23 protein-coding genes are annotated in these 22233 nt (G+C 65.8%); 8 read left to right on the forward strand and 15 right to left on the reverse strand.

Annotated features, from left to right (window positions below; all coding sequences use genetic code 11):
* Nucleotides 1-657, forward strand: a complete 657-nt coding sequence (locus P6144_RS04080; RefSeq protein WP_277766428.1) for a rhomboid family intramembrane serine protease — start codon at nt 1-3, stop codon at nt 655-657.
* Between the two features lie 18 nt (nt 658-675).
* Here the strand turns inward: P6144_RS04080 and P6144_RS04085 are convergent, their stop codons facing one another.
* From P6144_RS04085 to P6144_RS04110, 6 genes are all read right to left on the reverse strand, one after another.
* Nucleotides 676-2445 carry a hypothetical protein gene (locus P6144_RS04085; protein WP_277766429.1) on the reverse strand — a complete coding sequence of 590 codons (1770 nt, stop codon included), beginning with the start codon at nt 2443-2445 and terminating at the stop codon, nt 676-678.
* Nucleotides 2446-2599: 154 nt separating this feature from the next.
* A complete protein-coding gene (locus P6144_RS04090) occupies nt 2600-2818 on the reverse strand; it encodes a DUF4170 domain-containing protein (RefSeq protein ID WP_277766430.1) in 219 nt (72 codons plus the stop codon).
* A 60-nt stretch (nt 2819-2878) separates the two neighbouring features.
* The gene (locus tag P6144_RS04095; protein WP_277766431.1) at nt 2879-3190 is read right to left on the reverse strand and encodes a hypothetical protein; all 312 of its coding nucleotides are present in this window, start codon (nt 3188-3190) and stop codon (nt 2879-2881) included.
* Nucleotides 3190-3522 (reverse strand): DUF3618 domain-containing protein, encoded by a 333-nt coding sequence (locus P6144_RS04100; RefSeq protein WP_277766432.1) that lies wholly within the window; start codon nt 3520-3522, stop codon nt 3190-3192. Before P6144_RS04100 ends, P6144_RS04095 begins: the two co-directional genes overlap by 1 nt.
* Nucleotides 3519-3872, reverse strand: coding sequence for a phage holin family protein (locus P6144_RS04105; RefSeq protein ID WP_277766433.1), 354 nt, complete (start codon nt 3870-3872; stop codon nt 3519-3521). Before P6144_RS04105 ends, P6144_RS04100 begins: the two co-directional genes overlap by 4 nt.
* 15 nt (nt 3873-3887) lie before the next feature.
* Complete coding sequence (locus tag P6144_RS04110) at nt 3888-4337, reverse strand: hypothetical protein (protein ID WP_277766434.1); 450 nt, start codon at nt 4335-4337, stop codon at nt 3888-3890.
* Nucleotides 4338-4453: 116 nt separating this feature from the next.
* Between P6144_RS04110 and eno the strand changes: the two genes are divergently transcribed.
* The 4 genes from eno to P6144_RS04130 all read left to right on the forward strand — a co-directional run bounded on the left by eno (nt 4454) and on the right by P6144_RS04130 (nt 8787).
* Nucleotides 4454-5731: a phosphopyruvate hydratase gene (eno, locus tag P6144_RS04115; RefSeq protein WP_277766435.1), complete on the forward strand. Its 1278-nt coding sequence runs from the start codon at nt 4454-4456 to the stop codon at nt 5729-5731.
* 89 nt (nt 5732-5820) lie between these two features.
* Nucleotides 5821-6168 (forward strand): septum formation initiator family protein, encoded by a 348-nt coding sequence (locus P6144_RS04120; RefSeq protein WP_277766436.1) that lies wholly within the window; start codon nt 5821-5823, stop codon nt 6166-6168.
* Nucleotides 6169-6335: 167 nt separating this feature from the next.
* On the forward strand, nt 6336-7382 hold the full coding sequence (gene pdhA, locus P6144_RS04125; protein ID WP_277766437.1) for a pyruvate dehydrogenase (acetyl-transferring) E1 component subunit alpha: 1047 nt from the start codon (nt 6336-6338) through the stop codon (nt 7380-7382).
* 1 nt (nt 7383) lies between these two features.
* The gene (locus tag P6144_RS04130; protein WP_277766438.1) at nt 7384-8787 is read left to right on the forward strand and encodes a pyruvate dehydrogenase complex E1 component subunit beta; all 1404 of its coding nucleotides are present in this window, start codon (nt 7384-7386) and stop codon (nt 8785-8787) included.
* A gap of 81 nt (nt 8788-8868) precedes the next feature.
* Here P6144_RS04130 and P6144_RS04135 read toward each other — a convergent pair whose 3' ends face one another.
* From P6144_RS04135 to P6144_RS04145, 3 genes are read right to left on the reverse strand one after another with little or no spacing between them, the layout of a single operon-like run.
* A complete protein-coding gene (locus P6144_RS04135) occupies nt 8869-9567 on the reverse strand; it encodes a TadE/TadG family type IV pilus assembly protein (protein ID WP_277766439.1) in 699 nt (232 codons plus the stop codon).
* Nucleotides 9567-10190: a TadE/TadG family type IV pilus assembly protein gene (locus P6144_RS04140; RefSeq protein WP_277766440.1), complete on the reverse strand. Its 624-nt coding sequence runs from the start codon at nt 10188-10190 to the stop codon at nt 9567-9569. Before P6144_RS04140 ends, P6144_RS04135 begins: the two co-directional genes overlap by 1 nt.
* Entirely contained in the window at nt 10187-12196 is a 2010-nt protein-coding gene (locus P6144_RS04145) for a TadE/TadG family type IV pilus assembly protein (RefSeq protein WP_277766441.1), read from the reverse strand. The genes P6144_RS04140 and P6144_RS04145 overlap by 4 nt, the downstream gene beginning before the upstream one ends.
* 105 nt (nt 12197-12301) lie before the next feature.
* Between P6144_RS04145 and P6144_RS04150 the strand changes: the two genes are divergently transcribed.
* Complete coding sequence (locus P6144_RS04150) at nt 12302-12961, forward strand: squalene/phytoene synthase family protein (RefSeq protein WP_277766442.1); 660 nt, start codon at nt 12302-12304, stop codon at nt 12959-12961.
* Nucleotides 12962-13007: 46 nt separating this feature from the next.
* On the forward strand, nt 13008-13502 hold the full coding sequence (locus tag P6144_RS04155; protein ID WP_277766443.1) for an EF-hand domain-containing protein: 495 nt from the start codon (nt 13008-13010) through the stop codon (nt 13500-13502).
* On the opposite strand, the gene trmFO is transcribed toward P6144_RS04155, so the two are convergent.
* On the reverse strand, nt 13472-14818 hold the full coding sequence (trmFO, locus tag P6144_RS04160) for a methylenetetrahydrofolate--tRNA-(uracil(54)-C(5))-methyltransferase (FADH(2)-oxidizing) TrmFO (protein WP_277766444.1): 1347 nt from the start codon (nt 14816-14818) through the stop codon (nt 13472-13474). The genes P6144_RS04155 and trmFO overlap by 31 nt on opposite strands.
* 55 nt (nt 14819-14873) lie before the next feature.
* Between trmFO and P6144_RS04165 the strand changes: the two genes are divergently transcribed.
* A complete protein-coding gene (locus P6144_RS04165; RefSeq protein WP_277766445.1) occupies nt 14874-15518 on the forward strand; it encodes a lysoplasmalogenase family protein in 645 nt (214 codons plus the stop codon).
* Between the two features lie 204 nt (nt 15519-15722).
* Here the strand turns inward: P6144_RS04165 and P6144_RS04170 are convergent, their stop codons facing one another.
* From P6144_RS04170 to P6144_RS04190, 5 genes are all read right to left on the reverse strand, one after another.
* Nucleotides 15723-18461, reverse strand: coding sequence for a PAS domain S-box protein (locus P6144_RS04170; RefSeq protein ID WP_277766446.1), 2739 nt, complete (start codon nt 18459-18461; stop codon nt 15723-15725).
* Between the two features lie 113 nt (nt 18462-18574).
* Nucleotides 18575-19948 (reverse strand): 3-deoxy-7-phosphoheptulonate synthase class II, encoded by a 1374-nt coding sequence (locus tag P6144_RS04175; protein WP_277766774.1) that lies wholly within the window; start codon nt 19946-19948, stop codon nt 18575-18577.
* Between the two features lie 289 nt (nt 19949-20237).
* A complete protein-coding gene (locus P6144_RS04180; RefSeq protein ID WP_277766447.1) occupies nt 20238-21191 on the reverse strand; it encodes a hypothetical protein in 954 nt (317 codons plus the stop codon).
* Between the two features lie 109 nt (nt 21192-21300).
* On the reverse strand, nt 21301-21756 hold the full coding sequence (locus P6144_RS04185; RefSeq protein WP_277766448.1) for an SRPBCC family protein: 456 nt from the start codon (nt 21754-21756) through the stop codon (nt 21301-21303).
* A 2-nt stretch (nt 21757-21758) separates the two neighbouring features.
* On the reverse strand, nt 21759-22085 hold the full coding sequence (locus P6144_RS04190) for a metalloregulator ArsR/SmtB family transcription factor (RefSeq protein WP_277766449.1): 327 nt from the start codon (nt 22083-22085) through the stop codon (nt 21759-21761).
* Nucleotides 22086-22233: the final 148 nt, after the last annotated feature.

Consider the following 22233-nt stretch of genomic DNA (forward strand, 5'->3'; position numbering starts at 1 on the left):
GTGACGTTTCGCGAATCCCCCGCGACCATCACGATCGCCGCGGTCACGGCGCTTGTCAGCGCCTTGATCCTGATCAGCGGCTATCTGCCTGAAGCAGCTGTGCTCGGCGGGTTCATACCTGCACGCCTGCAGACCGAGTTGTTCGCACCGGGCGTCTGGGCAGTGCCGGCATTGCTGACTCCGTTCTCGACGCTGTTCGTGCACGGCAGCGCGTTGCAGATTTTTTTCAACGCCCTGATGCTGGTCATCACTGGACAAAAGACCGAGCAGGCAATCGGCTGGCCGCAATTCCTGCTGCTCTATGTGATCGGCGCGACGGCGTCGGCGGCGACCTATTTCCTGGTCGCGCCCGGCGCGATCATGCCGCTGCTGGGGATGAGTGGCGCGCTCTCGGCGGTGATCGGAGCCTACTCGCTGCTTTACGGGAAACCGCGCAACCCGCCGATTGGACCGTTCTCCGCCCGAACCGTTCACGTCGCATGGCTCGCTGTCGCCTGGGCGGCGATCAGCGTGATCGGCGCATTGCTGGTGCCGACATCGGCGCAGCGAACGATCTGGGATGTACTGGCATGGGGCGCTGCGGCGCCGATCGGCGGGTTTCTGGCTGGGCTGGCGGCAGCCAGGCCGCTTTTGATGTGGCACTGGCGCAAGGCCTGAGCCCTGCGCCAGTGACGATCAGTTCGGCTTGTTGAGGAAAGTTGCCGGCAGGCTGCCACCCTTTTCGGCGCCACCATATTCCTGGAACTTGTAGCGCACCGGCGTGACATTGGCCGATTGCGGGATCCAAAGCCGGATATACTGGGTCTTGCCGGGCGCGAGGCGCAACGTATCCGGAATGCCGCGGCGCGGCGTGTTGCGTGCCTGGAAGAAGCTGCGGGCGGCATAGCGCGTGCTGTTGTCGCCGGCGAAGATCGTGAAGTTCATGTCTCCCGCCGACAGGGTGATCTCCTTGCCGCTGGTATTGGTGAAGCTGACCTCGGCTTCCCAATTGCCATAGGCGTCGCGCATGAGCTGGTGGAGCGTAGCGTCGTAATGTTCGAGCTTCACGGCAGTGCCGGGCAGGGTGCCGCTCAAGTCTCCGGTCGGCGCAGCATTCGGATCAGGTCGTTCAACCGGCAGCCCGGCGAGGTTGAACTCGCCCAGCAGATCGCCGCTCATCATGTCGCGAACCCGCATTTTCTGCGGCATCACGCCCTTGGGTACAGCGGGGAAGGCGAAGGTGACGGCCGCCTGCTCGCCATTCTCCATCCAGACAGTATGCTCGAGCTTGTCGTCGCCCGACTGGCCATAGAAGTTCTTGACCCACTTATATTCTATGCCGGTCGATCCGACGGCGTAATATTCGATGTCGAAGTGCTGCAGCGCCAGGCGGGCGCCCTTGTTGCGTGCGGTCATGGCGATTTCGTACTGGCCGGTGGGACTGCGCCGGCCGGCGGCGTCCATGCGCAACTCGAAGGGGCCGGCCTTTTTGAAGACGCCTGATGCGCCGCCCACGCCTGCAACGGGCTGCGCCCCTCCGCCCGAAGGCTGCTGCGGCTGCGGATCGGGCACGCGCTTGCCGGTGTAGGAGACCTGTCCGTCAGTCGCGAGCTTGTTGCGCAGGAACGCGGAGAAGGTGTCTCCGGCAGCAAGGGAAAAGGTCATCGAGACCTCCTTCCATTCGACCTTGCCGGCCTTTTCCTCGCGCCAGTTGCCAGTGGTGTCCACATAATGGCTGTGGCGGCCGATATAGGTCAGTTCGAGCTGTTCCCGCGCCTGTCGGCCGGCATCGTTGCTGACCGCCTTGCCGGTGATCTTCGCGCCGTCGATGCTGACCGTCAGCAGCGTGCCGCTGTTGGTGAGATAGGTGCCAGCGATCTTCCTGGCATATTCCAGATCGGCCGGATTGGTGACCGCCTTGACGACGGGCTCGCTCCGCCCCCTTGGCGGCACGGCAAGTTCCTGTTTCGGCGCGTCGATCTTGGTCTTGGAAAGCGGGACGGGGACTCGTTCGATGAGCGCGATCGACTTGACTTGTCCTTGCGCGCCCAGGCCGACCTGGAACTTGAAGGTCATTTGCTGGCTGTTGCCGGGCGCAACATAGCCGCCCTGGGAACCGCTCACGCCCGGAGTATCGAATTTCTGGCCAGCGCTTGTTAGCAACTCCGCCTTGAAATCGAGCGGGATGATAATCGGTGCCTTGGTGACGTTGCGAAAGGATATGGTGACGGACACATATCCGCTGTCGGTATAGGCTGCGCTCTCTACGCGTGCGGCCCAGTTGCGAAGCGTGACATAGCCGATCGTGGACGGGCTGACATATTTCTCCGTGCCGGCGACGTCCGGCTGATCCTTGCCCTGGGTCTTTGCCGTCTGTGCCGCTACAGGCACCGCAAAGGTGCAAGCCACCGCGATCGCTGCGAGCGAAACCCTGGCGCCGCGCGCCACGTTCTTCCTGAAGGCCATCCCGAAAACCCCTTGCTCGATTGAAACGGAATCGAGGCGAGCAGGTACGCGCGCGGAAGGGAGGGCGAGATTTTTGAGATGAAGCCGGTCTTGCCGGCGACCTGGGCGGACGGAGGCGGGGCAGGATGCCCGTCGCCTCCGTCACCATTTGCTGTCAGCCTTCCAGATCGGGCTCGAGCAGGCGGTGCAGGTGCACCACCACGTAGCGCATCTCGGCATCGTCAACGGTGCGCTGCGCGGCGCTGCGCCAGGCATTCTCCGCCGCGGCATAGTCGGGGAAGATGCCGACGACGTCGAGCTTGGACGGATCGACGAAATCGAGCGTCATCGGATCGGTCACGCGACCGCCGAAGACGAGATGCAATTTGCTCATTGGGCCTCCGAAAACACGTTCTGGTTTTATAGAGGCCCTAGACGGGGCAGGCGGCTCGCCTCAAGCCTTTTGCGACGCACCCTTGGCTGCATCGACGAGATTGCCGAACAAAGCACTCACCCGTTCCTTGGCATCGTCGCGGCTGGGCAGCAGCGCATCGATCTCCGCCTTGCCGGCGTCCTTCACTGCCTGGACGGTGCCGGTCACCTTGTCGGCGAGCTGGCGGCCCGTGCCCTGGAGCAGCTCGCGCTCCTTGCTGCTGCGCGGAACCAGCATGCCGATCAGCACCCCCAGCGCCACGCCGCCGGCGACCAGCACATAGGGGTTCTCGGTCAGGCTCTCGCTCTGCTCTTTTGCGGGGTTGGTGCTCATCACGAGGATCCTTTCTTGCCTTTACGCTTCAAACCCGTGGCCGGGTCGCGAGTTTCATGCCGCCTGGCGATGATGTCGCCGATCCAGCCCCGCGCCATGACGAGGCCGATGGTGGCGACCACCCCGGCGGCGGCGAGGGGACGGCTGCGCACCGCTTCGGCGCCCTTGCGCGCAACGGTGGCAACGCCCTGCGCCGCGCTTTCCACCGCGTCCTGCGCCAGGTTGGACGGGCTCAGCCGCTCCTGGACCTGGCCGAGCGTGCCGAACAGCTGCGCCCGGGCCGCCGCGATCCGCGCTTTCGCGGCCTCGACGTCGTGCGGGTTCTCGCTCACGGCTTTTCCTTGAAGATGCGCTTCACGTGCGTCCAGGCGAGCCAGCCCAGCAAGCCGGCGATCGCGAGGAACACGCTGACGACGATCAGCGTGGCGAAACCGGGGCCGACAATCGGCGCGAGAGTGAGCACCAGGCCGACGACCAGCGCCACCGCCGCCGCGAGCGCCAGGGCCATCGCCACCGCGCCCATCCACAGCATCGCCCGCGCATCGCGCAGCTTGGAGCGGAACAGTGTGCGGTAATAGCCGATCTCGGCATCCGCATAGGCGCGGCCATTCTCGACGAGCTGCTGGAGCAGCTCGCCGATGCTCTTCTCGTCCGGCTGATCGGGCTGCTGCGGTTCGTCCACCCCCCGTTTCGCTCCTTACGCCTTGTCGGTGTCCGCCGCGTCGGCCGCGGCATCCACGCCCGACTTGATCAGCCGCGCCAGCACGAAGCCCAGGCCCGCCGCCACGCCGACGGCGACCGCCGGGCTCTTGCGGACGAACTTGGTGACGTCGTCAATCAGATCGTCGACATCCTTGCCGCGCAGGCTCTCGGCGAAGTTCGAGATGCCGTCCGCCGCGGTGCGTGCGTACTTGCCGTACTGCTCGCCCAGCCGCGCATCGACGTCGAGCGCCGCCGACTGCATCATCTTGGCGACCTCGTCGAGCGCGCCGGTGGCCTTTTCCTTGCCGTCGGCGGCGAAGGCGCGCGCGCGATCCGCTGCCTCGGTGCCGATTTCGCCTGCCTTTTCGCGGATCGTATCGGCCGCCGAGCGCTTGGCGCTCTCAGCCGTGGTCTCCGCAACCCCTTCGATCGTTTCGTCAGCCATGCTCAAAACCCTCCATGCCTTTTGCGAAACAACCACGGCCACGTTTGCGAGTTCCATCGGTTGCCGTTAGAGGCCGCGTCGCGCCCTCCATACCCCATAATTAGGGAGACCGTTTCGTGACCGCAATCATCGACGTCCATGCTCGCCAAATTCTCGACAGCCGGGGTAACCCCACTGTTGAGGTTGATGTGATGCTCGAGGACGGCAGCTTCGGCCGCGCCGCGGTGCCCTCGGGCGCTTCGACGGGCGCGCACGAGGCGGTCGAGAAGCGCGACGGCGACAAGTCGCGCTGGCTCGGCAAGGGCGTCGACGGCGCGGTCGAAGCCGTGAACGGCGAGATCTTCGAGGAAGTCGTCGGCATGGAGGCCGAGGACCAGGCCGATCTCGACGCCGCGATGATCGAGCTGGACGGCACCGAGAACAAGGGCCGCCTGGGTGCCAATGCCATCCTCGGCGTGAGCCTTGCCGCCGCCAAGGCCGCCGCGGACGCGCGCGGCCTGCCGCTGTATCGCTATGTCGGCGGCGTCAACGCGCATGTGCTGCCGGTGCCGATGATGAACATCATCAATGGCGGCGAGCATGCCGACAACCCGATCGACTTCCAGGAATTCATGATCGTGCCGGTGGGCGCCGAGAACATCGTCGAGGCGGTGCGCTGCGGTTCGGAGATCTTCCACACGCTCAAGAAGAAGCTGCACGAGAAGGGCCTGGCCACCGGCGTGGGCGACGAGGGCGGCTTCGCGCCGAACATCGCCAGCACCACCGAGGCGCTGGACTTCATCATGCGCTCGATCGAAGCCGCCGGCTACAAGCCGGGCGACGACGTGATGCTCGCGCTCGACTGCGCCGCCACCGAATATTTCAAGGACGGCGCCTACAAGATGGTGGGCGAGGGCAAGACCTTCTCGAGCCAGGAGAATGCCGACTTCCTTGCCGGGCTGGTGGCGAAGTACCCGATCTTCTCGATCGAGGACGGCATGGCCGAGGACGATTGGGAAGGCTGGAAGGCGCTGACCGAGAAGCTGGGTGGCAAGGTCCAGCTGGTGGGCGACGACCTGTTCGTGACCAATCCGAAGCGCCTCGCGCGCGGCATCGAGGGCGGCTATGCCAACTCGCTGCTGGTGAAGGTCAACCAGATCGGCACGCTGACCGAGACGCTGGAAGCCGTGAGCCTGGCGCAGCGCTCGTCCTACACCGCGGTGATGTCGCACCGCTCGGGCGAGACCGAGGACGCCACGATCGCGGATCTCGCGGTCGCCACCAACTGCGGCCAGATCAAGACCGGCTCGCTGGCCCGCTCGGACCGGCTCGCCAAGTACAACCAGCTGATCCGCATCGAGGAAGAGCTGGGCGACGCCGCGGTCTATGCCGGGCGCTCGGTGCTCAAGAAGTAAGGCGTTGCTCCCCTCCCGTCAGCGGGAGGGGAGCTTACGCACCAATACGGGCCTTGCGCGATGCGCATGGTTAAGCGAGAATCACCGCCATGCGATCGCGTACCGCCTCTCCGTTCCAGATGCTGCTTCGCCGTGCGGGGCTGCCGGCGCTGACGCTGATCGCGGTCGGCTTCTTCGTCTATAACGCCGTGCTGGGGCCTACCGGGGTGATGGCGACCAAGCAGATCAAGGCGGATTACGAGCAGAAGAGCACCGAATATACCGCGCTCGACAAGAAGCGGGCCGCGCTCAAGAATCGCGTCGAGCTGCTTGATCAGAAGCGCGGCGTCGATCCCGATCTGGCCGATGAGCTGGCGCGCAAGCAGCTCAATGTCGTTCGCCCCGACGAAGTGGTGATCCCGCTCGACAAGCACGCACCGGCTCCCACCGGGCGCTGATTGCGTTTGCTGCAACGCAGCGTGTAAAAACTACATTTCTGATTGCATAGACTGCAATTGCCGTAGCGGCACGCGAACGGCACGCGCTATCCGCGCGTTAGTTGCGCGGCGGGCAAAAACGCGCTTATAGGCACCCGCCTTTCTCCCTCCCCGGACGAGGATTTCCTGTGGCCAAAGCACCGGCACGCAAAACGACTGAACCCGCAAAGACCAACCGCGAGCGGCCCGACGAGCCGAAGCGCTATGACGCTTCGAAGGAAGAGCTGCTTGAATTCTACAAGCAGATGCTGCTGATCCGCCGCTTCGAGGAGAAGGCCGGCCAGCTCTATGGCCTCGGCTTCATCGGCGGCTTCTGCCATCTCTATATCGGCCAGGAAGCGGTCGCCGTGGGCCTGCAGTCTGCGCTCGACGGCGGCAAGGATTCGGTGATCACCGGCTACCGCGACCATGGCCACATGCTCGCGTACGGCATCGATCCCAAGGTGATCATGGCCGAGCTGACCGGTCGCGCGGCGGGCATCAGCCGCGGCAAGGGCGGCTCGATGCACATGTTCTCGACCGAGAAGAAGTTCTACGGCGGCCACGGCATCGTCGGCGCGCAGGTCGCGCTCGGCACCGGCCTGGCGTTCGCGCACAAGTATAACGAGGATGGCGGCGTCGCCATGGCCTATTTCGGCGACGGCGCCGCGAACCAGGGCCAGGTGTACGAGTCGTTCAACATGGCCGAGCTGTGGAAGCTCCCGATCATCTATGTGATCGAGAACAACCAGTATGCCATGGGCACCTCGGTCAACCGCTCCTCGGCCGAAGACCAGCTCTACAAGCGCGGCGAGAGCTTCCGCATCCCGGGCATCCAGGTGGACGGCATGGACGTGCTCGCCTGCCGCGGTGCCGCCGAGGAAGCGCTGGCCTGGGTCCGTGCGGGCAAGGGCCCGATCATCCTCGAGATGAAGACCTATCGCTATCGCGGCCACTCGATGTCCGATCCCGCCAAGTATCGCAGCCGCGAGGAGGTCCAGTCGGTCCGCGACAAGTCGGACCCGATCGAGCAGGTGAAGCGCGAGCTCGAGGACATGAAGGTCAAGGAAGACGAGCTGAAGGCGATCGAGCAGGAGATCCGCAAGATCGTCAACGAGTCGGCCGATTTCGCCGAGCAGACCCCCGAACCCGATCCTTCCGAACTTTATACCGATGTGCTGGTGGAGTCCTACTGAGATGGCGATCGAACTTAAGATGCCGGCGCTGTCGCCCACCATGGAAGAGGGCACGCTCGCCAAGTGGCTCGTCAAGGAAGGCGACACGGTGAAGTCGGGCGACATTCTCGCCGAGATCGAGACCGACAAGGCCACGATGGAGTTCGAAGCGGTCGACGAAGGCACGATCGCGAAGATCCTGGTCGCCGAGGGCACCGATAACGTGAAGGTCGGCACCGTGATCGCCACGATCGCGGGCGAGGGTGAGGACGCTTCGGCGCCGGCACCCGCCGCCGCACCGGCTCCGACCCCCGCGCCTGCTGCAGCCGAGCCGGCTGCCGGCGAGGATGGCGGCCCGAAAAAGGCCGACAGCGGCACCAAGCAGCTCGCCAGCGAAAAGGCCGCCACCGTCAAGGATCCGGCGATCCCCGAGGGTACCGAGATGGTCAAGACGACCGTCCGCGAAGCGCTGCGCGACGCGATGGCCGAGGAAATGCGCGCCGATCCGCGCGTCTTCGTGATGGGCGAGGAAGTCGCCGAGTATCAGGGCGCCTACAAGGTGACCCAGGGCCTTCTCGAGGAGTTCGGCCCGAAGCGCGTGATCGACACGCCGATCACCGAATACGGCTTTGCCGGTCTCGGCTCGGGCGCGGCGATGGGCGGCCTCAAGCCGATCGTCGAGTTCATGACCTTCAACTTCGCGATGCAGGCGATCGACCACATCGTGAACTCGGCGGCCAAGACCAATTACATGTCCGGCGGCCAGATGCGCTGCCCGATCGTGTTCCGCGGGCCGAACGGCGCGGCTTCGCGCGTCGGCGCGCAGCACTCGCAGAACTATGGTCCCTGGTACGCCAGCGTCCCCGGCCTGATCGTGATCGCGCCCTATGATGCGCAGGACGCCAAGGGCCTGCTCAAGGCCGCGATCCGCTCGGAAGACCCGGTCGTGTTCCTCGAGAACGAGCTGATGTACGGCCGCAGCTTCGAAGTGCCGAAGCTCGACGATTATGTGCTGCCGATCGGCAAGGCGCGCATCGTCCGCGAGGGCAAGGACGTGACGATCGTGAGCTATTCGATCGGCGTCGGCGTCGCACTCGAAGCAGCCGAGAAGCTGGCGGCCGAGGGCATCGATGCCGAGATCGTCGATCTTCGCACGCTGCGCCCGCTCGACACCGCGACGGTGCTCGAGAGCCTGAAGAAGACCAATCGCATGGTCGTGGTCGAGGAAGGCTGGCCGGCCTGCTCGATCGCGTCGGAAATCGCCGCCGTGGTGATGGAGCAGGGCTTCGACGACCTCGATGCCCCGGTGCTGCGCGTCGCCAACGAGGACGTGCCGCTGCCTTACGCCGCCAACCTCGAGAAGCTGGCGCTGATCACTGCCGACAAGGTGGTCGCGGCGGTGAAGAAGGTCACCTACAAGGGCTGATATTCCTGCTCGACGCTGAAAACGGAAAAGGCCGGGGGCGACCCCGGCCTTTTCTTTTCCCGGCCGATCGAGGGAGAACGATCAGCAGGTCGAAGCGGTGACGCCGGTGACCTTATAGACGCCGAGCGGGTGCTGGGCGTTGGTGTTGGTCGTGCCGTTGGCGTTCTTGCTGTCGTCGCTGGTGTCGCGACGGTCGCGAACCATCATCGAGGCGATCTCGTCGAACTCGGTGGTCGGCGAGAGCGAGGTCTTGATCAGCGGCTTATAGACGTAGCGTACCTCGACGAACATGGTCACGCCGTCAGTTGCCGCGGCAACCTGGCGGCCCGTCGGCCCGACGCCGACGAGGTTGGTCGCGCCGGCCACACCATATTTTGAGGTGAGGCTGGTCTGGTTGCCCTTGCAGCGCTGCCAGCGGATCTGCGACTTGCCGGTGTTCGTGGTGTCCGGCTCGATGCTGGAGATGATCACGCGGCCATTGGTGAACAGGCCGAGCTCGCCCGACTGCATGTCGGCGCCGATCAGCAGGTCGTTGATATCCGCCTCACTGATCGTCTTGGCCTGGAGCTGGGTGCCCGAGCCGATACGCGCGGCATTGTCCGCCAAGTGCAGCGCGATCTGGCTGACCCGCATCTTGGTGATGATGTAGTTGGTCAGCTCGGCGCCGCCCAGGCAGAGCGTCGCGAAGATCGGCAGGGTGAAGGCGAATTCGAGCATCGCCAGGCCGCTCTGGTCGCCGCGCAGGCGGCGCAGCAGGCGGGGAAGGGGAAGCGCGCGCATCACGGGCAATTCCTCACGGTTGCGGAGCCCTGGTCGCCATAGGGCTGGTTGCGCAGCACGGTGGAGGCCGTCACCGTCTTGGTGGTGGGGCCGCCGATGAACCGGTAGAGCGGGAACATGCTCGGATAGGTGACCGACACGGTATAGACCATCGCGTCCTTCGCGCCGCCCGAACCGGTATTCCCGCCGGTCGAATCCCAGCGGCCGTTGCCGTTATTGTCCTCATACGGCTCGCCCGGAGTCGATCCCTGGGGACCGTCGCAGGTGCCGTTGCCGTTGGTATCGGTAAACGGCTCGAACTGCGCTGCTGCGGCGTTGGTGAAGGTGCGATACCATTTGCGGGTGATCGTCACCGTCGCGTTGTTCGACAGCGCCTTGGCCTGGCCGCTCACCTTGGCGTCGAGCGTCGCCTGGGTTGCGGCGTCGAGGCCGGTCTCCAGCGACGAGTCGCGGCCGACCTTCTGGACGATGCCCTGCAGCACCGCGCGCAGATAGAGCGTATGGGCTATGTCGAACGCGCCGAGCAGCAGCACGCCCATCACCGGCGCGATCATCGCGAACTCGACGATCGTCGTGCCGCGCTCGTCCTCGCGGAGCCTCCGAAGGCGCAGGCGCCCGATCACTTGGTGAGCCTCAGCTGCGAGATCTGGTCCGCGATCTTCTTGAAGGTGGTCTGCAGCTCGGTCGAGTTGCGTGCGGTGAAGTAGCGATCGGTGGTGGCGCAGGTCTTCAGCCGGTTCTCCGTCGTGGTGTTCGAGCCGGTGCCGAACGAGATCACCCACAAGGTGATGTTCTTGTTCTTCACCACCGTGCACAGCGCGGCGAAGCGAGCGTTGACCTCGTCGTTCATGTCGGTGGCGCCGGGACTGTTGCCGACATCGCCCGAGGCGACGTTGCGCAGATCGTACCAGGGCAGGCCATAGGCCGCGTAGTTCGAGGTGCTGGTCTGCGTGTCGCCATCGGTCATGAAGATCAGGTGGCGCTCGATGTCGCCGCCCTGGGGGGTGTACTGGTTCTCCGACTTGAAGATGCCGGTCGGCGACATCAGGCGGGCGCCCCAGAGCAGGCCGATGTCGTGATAGGTGTTGCCCACCGGAGTGAGGCTGTCGACATAGGTGTCGAACGCGTTCGCATCGGGCCAGGCCTGGAGCTTGCGGCTCTCGGTCGGGCAATAGTCGTCGGGCTGCGAGTAGTTCGACGTCGTGTTGGTGACTTCGTCGCGCGTGTAGCTGTTGCCCGATTTGCGCATATATTCGATGTCGCCCAACGCCGGCTTCCACTGCGTCTTCGTGTCATAGGGCACCGTGTCGACGTCGAGGTCGTACGCGCCCGAGGGGATCGGGCTGAAGCTGGTGCCGCTGACTGTCTCGCGCTCCTCGATGCAGCCGTTCCAGTTGACGGTCACGTTCGAGCCGTTGCTGCCGATCGGCCACTGGAACGAAGTGTTCCAGTCCGTGCCGTTCTTCAGCAGGCTGATGTTAACGTCATACTTGCCGTACTTCCACTTCACCACGGCCGTGTCCGTGCGGGTGTAGTTGGTGGTCGTCGTGCCGGTGGTGTCGCGATAGTCGAAGTAGCAGGTCTTCCCCGAATAGCTGTTGTACTGATATTCGCGCTTCGTCACCTGGGTCTCGGTCTTGTAGGTGACGGTGCGGCCACCTGGATAGGTGGTGTTGCTCAGCTCGGTGCTGGTCGAGTTGCCATTGGTCGTGCTGGTGGACGGCGCATTGTTCTTGCACCAGTTCTCGCTGGCGTTGTTGCTGCCGCTGCGCGAGAAGGTGTAGCCCTTGACGACCCAGTTGCCCGTGCTGTTCCAGTTCGTGTCGCTCGAGGTCTGGCTCGGCGAGCCATTGCTGTAGGTGAGCGAGTCGACCGCGCGGGTCTGATATTGCCAGGTGCTCGGGAAATAGGTCGTCGGCAGCAGGCGGCCGACATTGACGTTCACCGAATAGGGCACGAACCCGAAGCGGATCTGCACCTGGTCGCCGGTGCCGCCGCTGGGTGTGCCGGTGGTGCAGTTCGCATCGGTGTCGAGGCGCGCCACGATCTCGTAGAAGCACTTCACCGCGGTCTTGAGCGAATCGATCTTGGTATCGGTGTCGCTGCTCACTGCCTTGCTCGCCATCGAGCCGGTGGTGTCGAGCACGAACATCACGTCGGTGTTCGGCAGCCGCATTTCGGCGTCGCAGGTGACGCTGAGCGTCTCGGTGGTTTTGCCGAAGATGCGCATCAGCGTCATCGGCAGCACCGCCGATGCGGTGCCGCTGACCTTGCCGGCATTCTCGGTGAAGGTCTTGGAGACGTTGCTCGCGCCATAGGCAGCGCTGTTGTAGTTCGCGTCGAAGAACTGGCCGGCGGTTACCTGGGGATAATTGGCCACGCTGCCGACGGTCTGGTTCCAGGTGCCGCCGCCCATCGACTTGCGTCCGGCGAGCGCGCCGGCGTCGCAGGCATGTTGCAGCCGCGTCTTGACGATGTACATGCGGCTGATGTCGATCCCGCCGCCGACCATGCCCGCAAGCGGAACCAGCGCCGCAGCCATGATGGCCAGCGTGTTCGCACGCGTATCCCGCGAGAGCTTGCCCATAAAGGCGCGCATATTCGCCACGTTCAGCCGTCCTTCTTGCATGGAAGGGCTCCCCATCCCCGACAGACAGGGCACCTTGGATCAATTGTCGCTAAATACGTATAAATCCGGGTGGTTAACGGCTTCCTTATGCTCGGGGAGGAGCAAGTGACCGGGGTCGTGGAGGATCCGGAACGAAATCTGATACTTGCCTATGCGCCGGCACAGGGGCGGGCGGGGCTGGCGGCACTGCTCGCGCTCGACGATGCGCTGGCCAAGCTGCTGCGCACCACGCGCGAGCCGGCGCTCGGCCAGATGCGGCTCGCCTGGTGGCGCGAGGCGCTGGAGAAGCTCGACCACGCGCCAGCCCCGGCCGAGCCGGTGCTGAAGGGGCTGGAGGCGGAAGTGCTGCGTCATGGCGTCACCGGCGCATCGCTGGTGCAGATCGTCCATGGCTGGGAAGTAATGGTCGAGGAGGAAGAGCTGAACCCGGAGGCGATGCGCCGCTTTGGCGAGGGGCGCGGGCAGCTGTTCGCCGCTGCCGGCGTGCTGCTGGGCAGCACGGGCGATCCGCTGGCGGCAGCGGGGCAGGGCTGGGCACTCGCCGACCTGGCCGGGAATCTGGAGGCGGATGCCGAGCGCGCGATGGCCCGCGATCTCGCGAGCCCCTTGCTCGGAGTGGCCCTCGCCGCACGCTGGAGCCGCGGCGGGCGGGCGCTTGGCGCGCTGGCGCACCTGGCCCGATTGGACCTGTCGGACGATGCCAAGAGCGCCGGTGCGCCGTCACGCGTAGGCCGGTTGCTGTGGCACCGCCTCACTGGACGCTGACCGGCAGCTCGGGTTAGCCTTCCCCGGCTCAGAGGGGAGAGAGGCGATGTGGCGCTATTTGGTGGGCGCGGGCGGTGCGATGCTGCTGGTGGTGGCCGGGCTGTTCCTGTTTCGCGGGAGCGCGAGCACCGAAAAGCGCCTCCTGCCTGCCCCTTCGGCGGCAGTTGCGTCCGAAACGGAGCAGGATCTTCCCGCCGAGCCGCCCAGCGCCGCCGCGAAGACGCGCGAGCAGAAGCGCTTCGACAGGATCGACAAGGACAAGAACGACACGATCACCAAGGACGAATTCTTCGCCTTGCGCCGCAAGCTGTTCGCCCGGCTCGACACCGATCATGACGGCAGGCTGAGCTTCGAGGAATGGTCGGTGAAGGCCGTGGAGCGCTTCGCCGGGGCGGACAAGGACAAGTCCGGCACGCTCAGCCGGCCCGAATTCGCCACTACCGCGGTCAAGCGCACCGCCAAGCCGCGCTGCGCCTGCGCCCCGGCCAAGGCCGCCGCCAAGCCCGCCGATCAGGAACCGGCGGAAGACAGCGACGGCTGAGCCATCCAGCCCCGCATCGCCTCGCGGGCACGGCCGGTGTACATCTGCTTGCGGTCGGCCTTCTTGGTCTTGCCGGGGATCGGCGGGAACAGCCCGAAATTGACGTTCATCGGCTGATAGGTCTCGGCCTCCGCCTCGCCGGTGATGTGCGAGAGCAGGGCGCCCAGCGCCATTTCGCGGGGCGGGGACTCCAGCGTTTCGCCGGCCAGTTCGGCCGCGGCGAAGCGACCTGCCAAAAGGCCGATCGCCGAGCTTTCGACATAGCCTTCGCAGCCGGTGATCTGGCCGGCGAAGCGGATATGCGGCGCGTTCCGCAAGCGGAGCTGCGCATCGAGCAGTTCGGGCGATTTGATGAAGGTGTTGCGGTGCAGGCCGCCGAGTCGGGCGAACTCGGCATTCTCCAGCCCGGGAATCGTCCGGAAAAGAGCGACTTGCTCAGCATATTTGAGCTTGGTCTGGAAGCCGACCATGTTCCACAGCGTCGCCGAGGCATTGTCCTGGCGAAGCTGGACCACGGCATAGGGCCAGCGCCCGGTCTTCGGATCGTCCAGGCCGACGCCCTTCATCGGCCCGAAGCGCAGCGTGTCGACGCCGCGCTCCGCCATCACTTCGATCGGCATGCAGCCTTCGAAATAGGGGACGTTCTCCCATTCGCGGAACTCGGTCTTCTCGCCGGCTAGCAACGCAGCGTGGAAGGCGAGATACTGATCCTTGGTCATCGGGCAGTTGATGTAATCCTTGCCCGTGCCGCCCGGCCCCACCTTGTTCCAGCGCGACTGGAACCAGGCCACCTCCATGTCGATGCTGTCGCGGTGCACGATCGGGGCGATAGCGTCGAAAAAGGCGAGCTGGTCCTCGCCCGTGGCAGTGCCGATGCTCTCGGCGAGGCCGGGCGCGGTCAGCGGGCCGGTGGCGACGATCGTCATGCCGCTTTCGGGTAGCGCGTCGATCCGCTCGCGCACGATCTCGATATTCGGATGCGCCGCCAGCGCCGCGGTGACGCCTTCGGAAAAGCGGTCGCGGTCGACCGCTAGCGCCGAGCCGGCGGGCACCTTGTGGATGTCGCCCTGCGCCATGATCAGCGAGCCCAGGTCGCGCATTTCCTGGTGGAGCAGGCCGACGGCATTGTTCTGCGCGTCGTCCGAGCGGAAGCTGTTCGAGCAGACCAGCTCGGCCAGGCCTTCGCCCTGGTGCGCCGGCGTCATCGTGCCGCTGCCGCGCATTTCCGAGAGGCGGACCTTGAAACCCTTGTTGGCGAGCTGCCACGCGGCTTCCGAGCCGGCCAGGCCGCCGCCGATGATATGAATGTCGTGCATGCGCCCCGATAGACCCAAGCTTGGCAGAGCGCCAGCCACGCGGCATCAAGGGCAAATGAACCGCACCCGTATCGAACCGTCCTTCGTCGCCGCGCTGCTCGTTGGCGCCAGCTACTACGCCAATGTCTGGCTCGACATTCAGGGCACGCCGGCGGTGGTGTGGAAGGGGGCAGGGGTGGCGCTGCTCGCGCTATGGGCGCGCGGCAAGGCAGTGAACTCCGACGGGCGGATGGTCGGCGCGGTGTTGGCGCTGGGCGCGCTCGGTGACGTGCTGCTCGAGCTCCAGGGCATGGCCGCCGGCGCGGTTGCCTTCCTCGCCGGCCATTTCCTCGCCAGCTATCTCTATCTGCGCAACCGGCGGGTGCCCGCGGCGCATTGGATCGCACCGGCAGTCGCCGCCGGCATGGCGCTGCTCGGCTGGTGGATGTTCAAGGGCGACGCGCAGGTTGGCATGCTCGCCTTCTACCTGTTCGGCCTGTCGCTGATGACCGCGTCTGCGATGCTCAGCCGCCTGGGCACGCTTGTGGCGCTCGGGGCGCTGCTGTTCTTCGTCTCCGACTGGCTGATCTTCCTTAACGAGGGCCGGATGATCGCGCCGCTGATCGCGAAGCTGCTGGTGTGGCCGACCTATTTCATCGGCCAGGCGCTGATCGCCTGGGGCGCGGTCCATATGCTGCGCGGAGACAAGGCGGCGGCATGAAGACCCTGCTGCTCCCCGCGGAAGCGGTGGTCGCTGACCTGCGTCCGTGACCCCAGGGTAAGGAAAGGCCGGGGCGGCCGGAATAGTAGGGGAATTCGGCCGCCCCGTAGTTCAGGGGTGCCGGCGTACAGAGGGGCAGACGCCGACCCGGATCGCTCTGGAGCCCGGGCCTTGCGGCGGTATTTCAGTTTGTTGCGCTCTGGGTCAGACCGTCTCGGCGGTTGCCGCCAGGGTGGGCAGCGTGAAGCTGAACACCGCCCCTCCATCGGCGCCATTCTCTGCCCAGAGCCGCCCGCCATGCGCCTCGACAATCGTGCGGCAGATCGGCAGGCCCAGCCCGGTGCCGCTCTCCTTGGTGGTGCGGAACGGCTCGAACAGGTTGGCGAGCATCGTCTCGTCCAGTCCGGGGCCGGTATCCGCCACGTCGATGCGCACTTCCTCCGCATCGACATGGCTGCGCACGACAACCTCGCGGCGCGCGCGCCCCGCAGTCGCTTCGACGCCGTTGCGGATCAGGTTGCCGATCACCTGCTCGATCTGGAGCGAATCGCCGATCAGATCGGCGGGAAGCGGATCGAAGTCGCAATCGATCTGCGTGCCCGAGGCGATCTTGAGCTGGCGTACCGATGCGCAGGCCGCGCGGACCACGGCGTTCAGGTCCAGCCGCGCCTTGGCCACGTCGCCGGTCACGGTGAAGGAACGGATCTTGCGGATGATGTCGCCGGCGCGGAGCGCCTGCACCCGGGCGCGGTCGAGCGCGTCCAGGATCGCGTGGTCGGGCTCGCCGCGCGAACGGGTGAGGTAGCGGCAGGCCTCGAGATAGTTGGTGATCGCGGCGAGCGGCTGGTTGAGTTCGTGCGCCAGCGTCGACGCCATCGCGCCCATCGCGTTGAGCCGGGCGAGGCGCAGCAGCTTCTCGTGCACTTCGCGCAACTGGGCGTCCGCCTCCATGTCGCGCGTGTTGTCGATCGCCAGCCCGATCAGCCGGGGATGACCGTCATCGGGATCATAATGCCCCTGCAAGGTCACCCAGCGCGCCTCGCCGCCAGGCAGGGTGAGCTCCAGCGTCATATCGAGCGGGCCCTCGGCCAGGCGCGCCCTGCCGATCGCCTTGCGCATTTCCAGCACCTGCGCATCGCCCATCTGCGTGGCGACTGCGGCCATGCGATATTCGCCCTCCCACCATTCCAGGCCGAACATCCGCGCCGTTACCGGCGAGAGGTGCGCGCCACCGTCGATCAGGTCGATCTCCCACACGCCGACGCCTGCCGCCTCCTGGGCGAGGCGCAGCATCTTCTCGCTCCCTTCCAAGGCGCGCTGGGCTTCGATCCGCGGGGTAATGTCCTGCAGAACGATCGCGATATAGTCGCCAGCCTCGTCGCCGGTACGGACGATGTTGGCGGTGCAATTGACCGCACGCAGCTCGCCATCGCGCCGGCGCAGCATCCGGTCGGCCGAATGGAAGGGCGTGGTGCCCTCCGCCAGCGCAGCGACCGCCACCATCGTCGCAGGCGTTTCGCCCGGCGGGCTGAAGTCTTGCAGGCTCCGCCCGATCAGTTCCTCACGCGGATAGCCGCTGAGCTCGCAGATTCGGTCGTTCACCTCGAGAATCTCGCCCTGGAGCGAAAGTCGGCCGACGCCGACGCCGGCCTGCTCGAACACCGCGCGGTAGCGCCGCTCGGCCTCCTCGAGCTTGCGGCGCGCTTCCAGCTCGGCGGTGACGATCTCGCTCGACAGCACGATGCCGGCAATGCGATCGTCCTCGTCATACCAGGGGCGATGGTTCCATCGGATATAGTCCACCTCGCCATCGGCATGGCGAACCACCTGGCCGTTGCCGGAGAGCTGCTCGCCGTCGAGGACGCGCCGATAGACTTCGTGCCGCTCGGGCAGGATGGTCGGGAACAGCTCGAAATGGCTGCAGCCCTCGATCTGGAATCCCTCCGGCAGACGGAAGTCGGCGAGGTAGCGCTTGGAGGCGGCGATGTAGCGCATGTCGCGGTCGAGAATGGCGATGGCGGTCGATGAATCACGGGCCATGTTGGTGAGGTGGCGGCGCGATATCTCCAGCCGCTTGGCGGCGAGGTGCAGCTTGTCCTCGGCGTGGCGCTCATCGGCATAGGAGGCAAGCAGGATGATCGTCGCACAGGCAACCGCGACAAAGGCCTGCGCCGCCAGCACAGGATAGTCGCCCGGATGCAGCGCGAAGGGACCCGCACCAATCTCGACGCCCCAGAGCGCGATCACCGCACAGATCGCCGACGCGGTGGTGGCGCCACGCAGGTGCCAGCCCAGCGCTGCGAGCACCATCGGCGGGAACACCGCCCAGCCGAACGGCATCACGCTTTTGGTCAGGAATACCATCGCCGCGACCGCCGCGCAGAGCACCATCACCGCGACGAAGCCCGCCCAGCGCAGCGCAGTCCAGCGCAGGCGCGGCGGCGTTGCCCAGACGAGCACCAGCGGCGCCGCGAGCATCATGCCGAGCCATTGCTGCGCAAACTTGTCGAGAAGCGAGAAGGATCGCCCGATCAGCATCACGGTGACCGCAACCATGCCCGCCGACACCAGCGATCCGGCGACCGCCGCGGCGAACACCCAGAGCAGCGAACCGGGGCTGAGCATTTCGTCCGGGCGGATGCCACGGCGACCGATCATCGAAGCGGTGAGCAAAGCCCCCAGCGACAGCCCCGCGGCGCTCGCCACTTGCCCGATCAGCGGATAATTGGCGTTGAACAGCCAGAAGGTGACGAGAGGGGCGAGGGCGACCAGCGGCCATAGTCGGTTGCCGAACAGGATCAGGCAGCCGACCGAGAGACCGATCGCGACGCCGATCGGTGGATTGACCCCGGTAGCCCGGAACCAGACCGCCGAGATCAGGCAGCCGACAAAGGCGCCGAGAAAGACGAACAACGCCGGACGCGCCGACGCAAATCGCCCCACTGGCCAGCGCTCCTCCACTGTCGCCACCTTAACTCCGCGTAAAGCGAAGGCCTTGGTAAAAGATGGCGACGATGTAAATCCGCAAATTTACGCAATTTGAGCGCAAGATTGCATCAAGCGGCGGCCTTGCGACGCTCCGCCATTTCCTCGTTGAGCATCTCCGCCAGCAGGAAGGCGAGTTCGAGGCTCTGCCCCGCATTGAGGCGCGGGTCGCAATGCGTGTGATAGCGATCGGCCAGGCCCTGCTCGGTGATGTCGATCGCGCCGCCGGTGCATTCGGTGACGTTCTGGCCGGTCATCTCGGCATGGATGCCGCCCGCGAAGGTGCCCTCGGCACGATGCACCGCGAAGAAGCCGCGCACTTCGGCCAGGATCCGGTCGAACGGGCGGGTCTTGTAGCCATTGGCCGCCTTGATGACGTTGCCGTGCATCGGATCGCAGCTCCACACCACCGGATGTCCCTCGCGCTTCACTGCGCGGACAAGCTTGGGCAGGCCGGCCTCGATCTTGTCATGGCCATAGCGGGTGATCAGCGTCATCCGGCCCGGCGTGCGGCTGGGGTTGAGCGTGTCGAGCAGGCGCAGCAGCGCGTCCGGCTCGAGGCTGGGGCCGCACTTCATCCCGATCGGATTGCCGATGCCGCGCAGGAACTCGACATGTGCCGAGCCGTCGAAGCGCGTACGGTCGCCGATCCACAGGAAGTGCGCCGAAGTGTCGTACCAGTCGCCGGTCAGCGAATCCTGGCGCGTCATCGCCTCCTCATAGGGGAGCAGCAGCGCTTCGTGGCTGGTGTAGAAGCTGGTCGCCTTGAGCTGCGGCACGCTGTCCGCATCGATGCCGCAGGCGGCCATGAAGTCGAGCGCCTCGCCGATCCGGTCGGCAACGTCGGCATATTTCTTCGCCCAGGGGCTGCGGCCCATGAAGTCGTGCGTCCATTTGTGGACCTGGTGCAGATTGGCATAGCCGCCCTGCGCGAAGGCTCGGAGCAGATTGAGCGTCGCCGCCGATTGCGAATAGCCCTGGAGCATGCGCTGCGGATCGGGGATGCGCGCCTCGGGCGTGAAGGCGATGTCGTTGACATTGTCGCCCCGGTACGACGGCAGCTCGACGCCATCGATCGTCTCGGTGTCGGCCGAGCGCGGCTTGGCGAACTGGCCAGCCATGCGGCCAAGCTTCACCGTCGGCAGCTTGGAGGCGAAGGTGAGCACCACCGCCATCTGGAGCAGCACGCGGAAGGTGTCGCGGATATTGTTCGGGTGGAATTCGGCGAAGCTTTCGGCGCAGTCGCCGCCCTGGAGCAGGAAGGCCTCGCCCCGCGCCACCTTGGCCAGCTCGCTGGTCAGCTCGCGCGCCTCGCCGGCGAAGACGAGGGGCGGGAAGGAGGTCAGCTGGCTGGTCGCTGCATCGAGCGCACCCTGATCGGGATATTGCGGCAGCTGGCGCGCCTCGGCCGCCTTCCAGCTCGACGGGCTCCAGCTCGCATGCATGTCGTTCTCCGCATCGCGCACGGTGACGTTCCAGTCGGCGGCGCCGGCAATGCCATGCGCGGCGATCAGGTTCATGACCTTCGCGTTCGCGCGCTTTCCGTCCTTCTCCCAGCCCTGGACGGTCGAGCCCGGAATATCGAACCAGGCGCCGAATGCGGCGCGGGTGAGGGAGCGCTCCTCGCGGAAGCGGCGGATCTTGGTGCCTGCCAGAGTCGTCATAGTGGCGGCGACTTACCCTTGCGGGGTAAAATCATGCAAGCAAAAAATTTCCCCGCTTGGGTAATTCCTCTTATCCCCGGCGGAACGTCCAGTTGACGCCCCCCGGGCCGCTCAGCCGCAGGGCGCCGCCCGACAGGCTGTAGCTATAGGTTTCGCTGCGTGCCGAGATCGCGCCGGCACCGGTCTTGCCGCAACTGCTCCAGCCTTCGCGGCCGCTCTTGATCGCAAAGGTCATCTTCCCGCCCGAGGTGAGCACCTGGCCGCGCTTCTCCTGGGTGACTGCCTTGGTGCACTTGCCCTCGGTGTGCTGCTTGCTGATCTTCCACAGGAAGCTGCCGTCGCGCTGGATCGCCAGGCTCATCTGGCGCTGCACGCTCACCGGCGTCGATTCGGTCACGATCGTCGTGTTGGTCGCCGATCCGGGACCGAAGGTGCCGCCCAGATTGGTGCCATAGCCCGTGGCCATGCTCGGCTGGAGCTTGATCTTAGAAGCAAGCACCAGTTCCTTGCTCGTCGAGGATTGCGACCAGGTGCCGGCTAGCGCCGGCACGTCGCCATTCGATGCGCTGGCCGCGCTCTGGTCGCCCTCGACCTTCTTGACCGAGATCCGCACCGCATTGGCGGGCGCCTCGATCTCGCCACCGTCACGCGCGACGCCGAGATAGTCGCCCGCGGAGGCGTCGTCATTGCCATCGGCGTCCTTCCAGGCGACGATCTGCCACGGCCCCTTGTTCGGCAATTTCAGCTCGAAAGCCCAGCTCGGTCCACCGACATGGCGCAGCGGCGCCTCGATCTTGGTCTTGCACGCCTGATAGGGCGAGGAGCAGGCAATCACCTTTGCATCCTCCAGCGGCGCTCCCGCGGGCGCGAGGACCATGCCGGTGATCGTCATGCTCTGCGCCGCTGGTTCGGTCCCGCCTTCCGAACCATTGGCCACGGCCTTGTCCGGCGCGCCGGCGAAACAGGCAGTGGCCGCAAGCAGCAATGCTGGCGCGAGTTGGGTCGGGCGGGCAATCGAGCGCATCTTGGTCCTCCTGGCCCCTTGGGCAGGGACAAGAAGGTCTGGCTGACGCGCGCGCGACGCCGGACACAGTATTTTGCGACGAGAACCTCCGCTCGCGCAACGAAAGCGGTCAGCCGGGCAGCGTCTCGTCCAGCTTGTCATATTGCAGGCTGATGCCGTGGAAGCGGGAGCCCTTGTCCTCATAGCCGTCGAGATAGATGCCGTGCTCGGTATGGAGCAGGCGCGTGCCCTCGCCATCGGCCAGCAGCTCGATCGAGCAGAGGCTCACCGAGATCGGCTTGCCGTTCAGCTGCATCCGATAGGCATAGACGATGCGGCTGTCGGCTACGATGTCGTGATAGGAAGCATCGAAGCGCGTCACCGTGCCGCTCTTCCATTGGCCTTCGAGATGCTCGGTGCCGCCGACGCGGAAGTCGAAACGCCGGTCGACCAGATCCCACAGCTCGTTCGGGCCGGAAAACCAGCGCGCCTTGCCCTCCTCCGTCGCGAAGGCGGCGAAGACTTTGGCCGGACTCTGCCGGAAGCGGCGCTCGATGACGAACTTGTCGTGGACGGCTTCGGCCATGTTCAATTGTCCTGCTCCTGAGCGTCGAGGAACCTGGCGAGGCGGTCGTAGCGCGCATCGGTCGCACGGCGGCGCTCGATGATCCATTGCTCGACCGCGGCGAGCGCAAGCGGCTCGAGCGTGCAGGTGCGCACCCGGCCCTGCTTCTCGGTGCGCACCAGACCGGCGCCCTCGAGCACGCGGACATGCTGGAGGAAGCTCGGCATCGCCATGGTGAAGCCGGTGGCGAGGTCGCTGACGCTGGCGGGCCCGTCGCCGAGCCGCTCGACCACCGCCCGACGCGTGGGATCGGCGAGCGCGGCGAAGGCGGCGTCGATTTTGTTAGGCATGAAGCTAAGTAATGGAAGAGGGCATTCGCGGGCAAGCGACAATTGGACCTGCCCATACTCCCTCAGTTCCCCGGCGAAAGCCGGGGCCCAGTCTCGGCGCGGTTGGTGAGGTGCGCCAGCCTCTCGAACGACATTGCAACTGGGCCCC

This window comes from Sphingomonas sp. HITSZ_GF (assembly GCF_029543155.1).
Taxonomy (GTDB): Bacteria; Pseudomonadota; Alphaproteobacteria; order Sphingomonadales; family Sphingomonadaceae; genus Sphingomonas.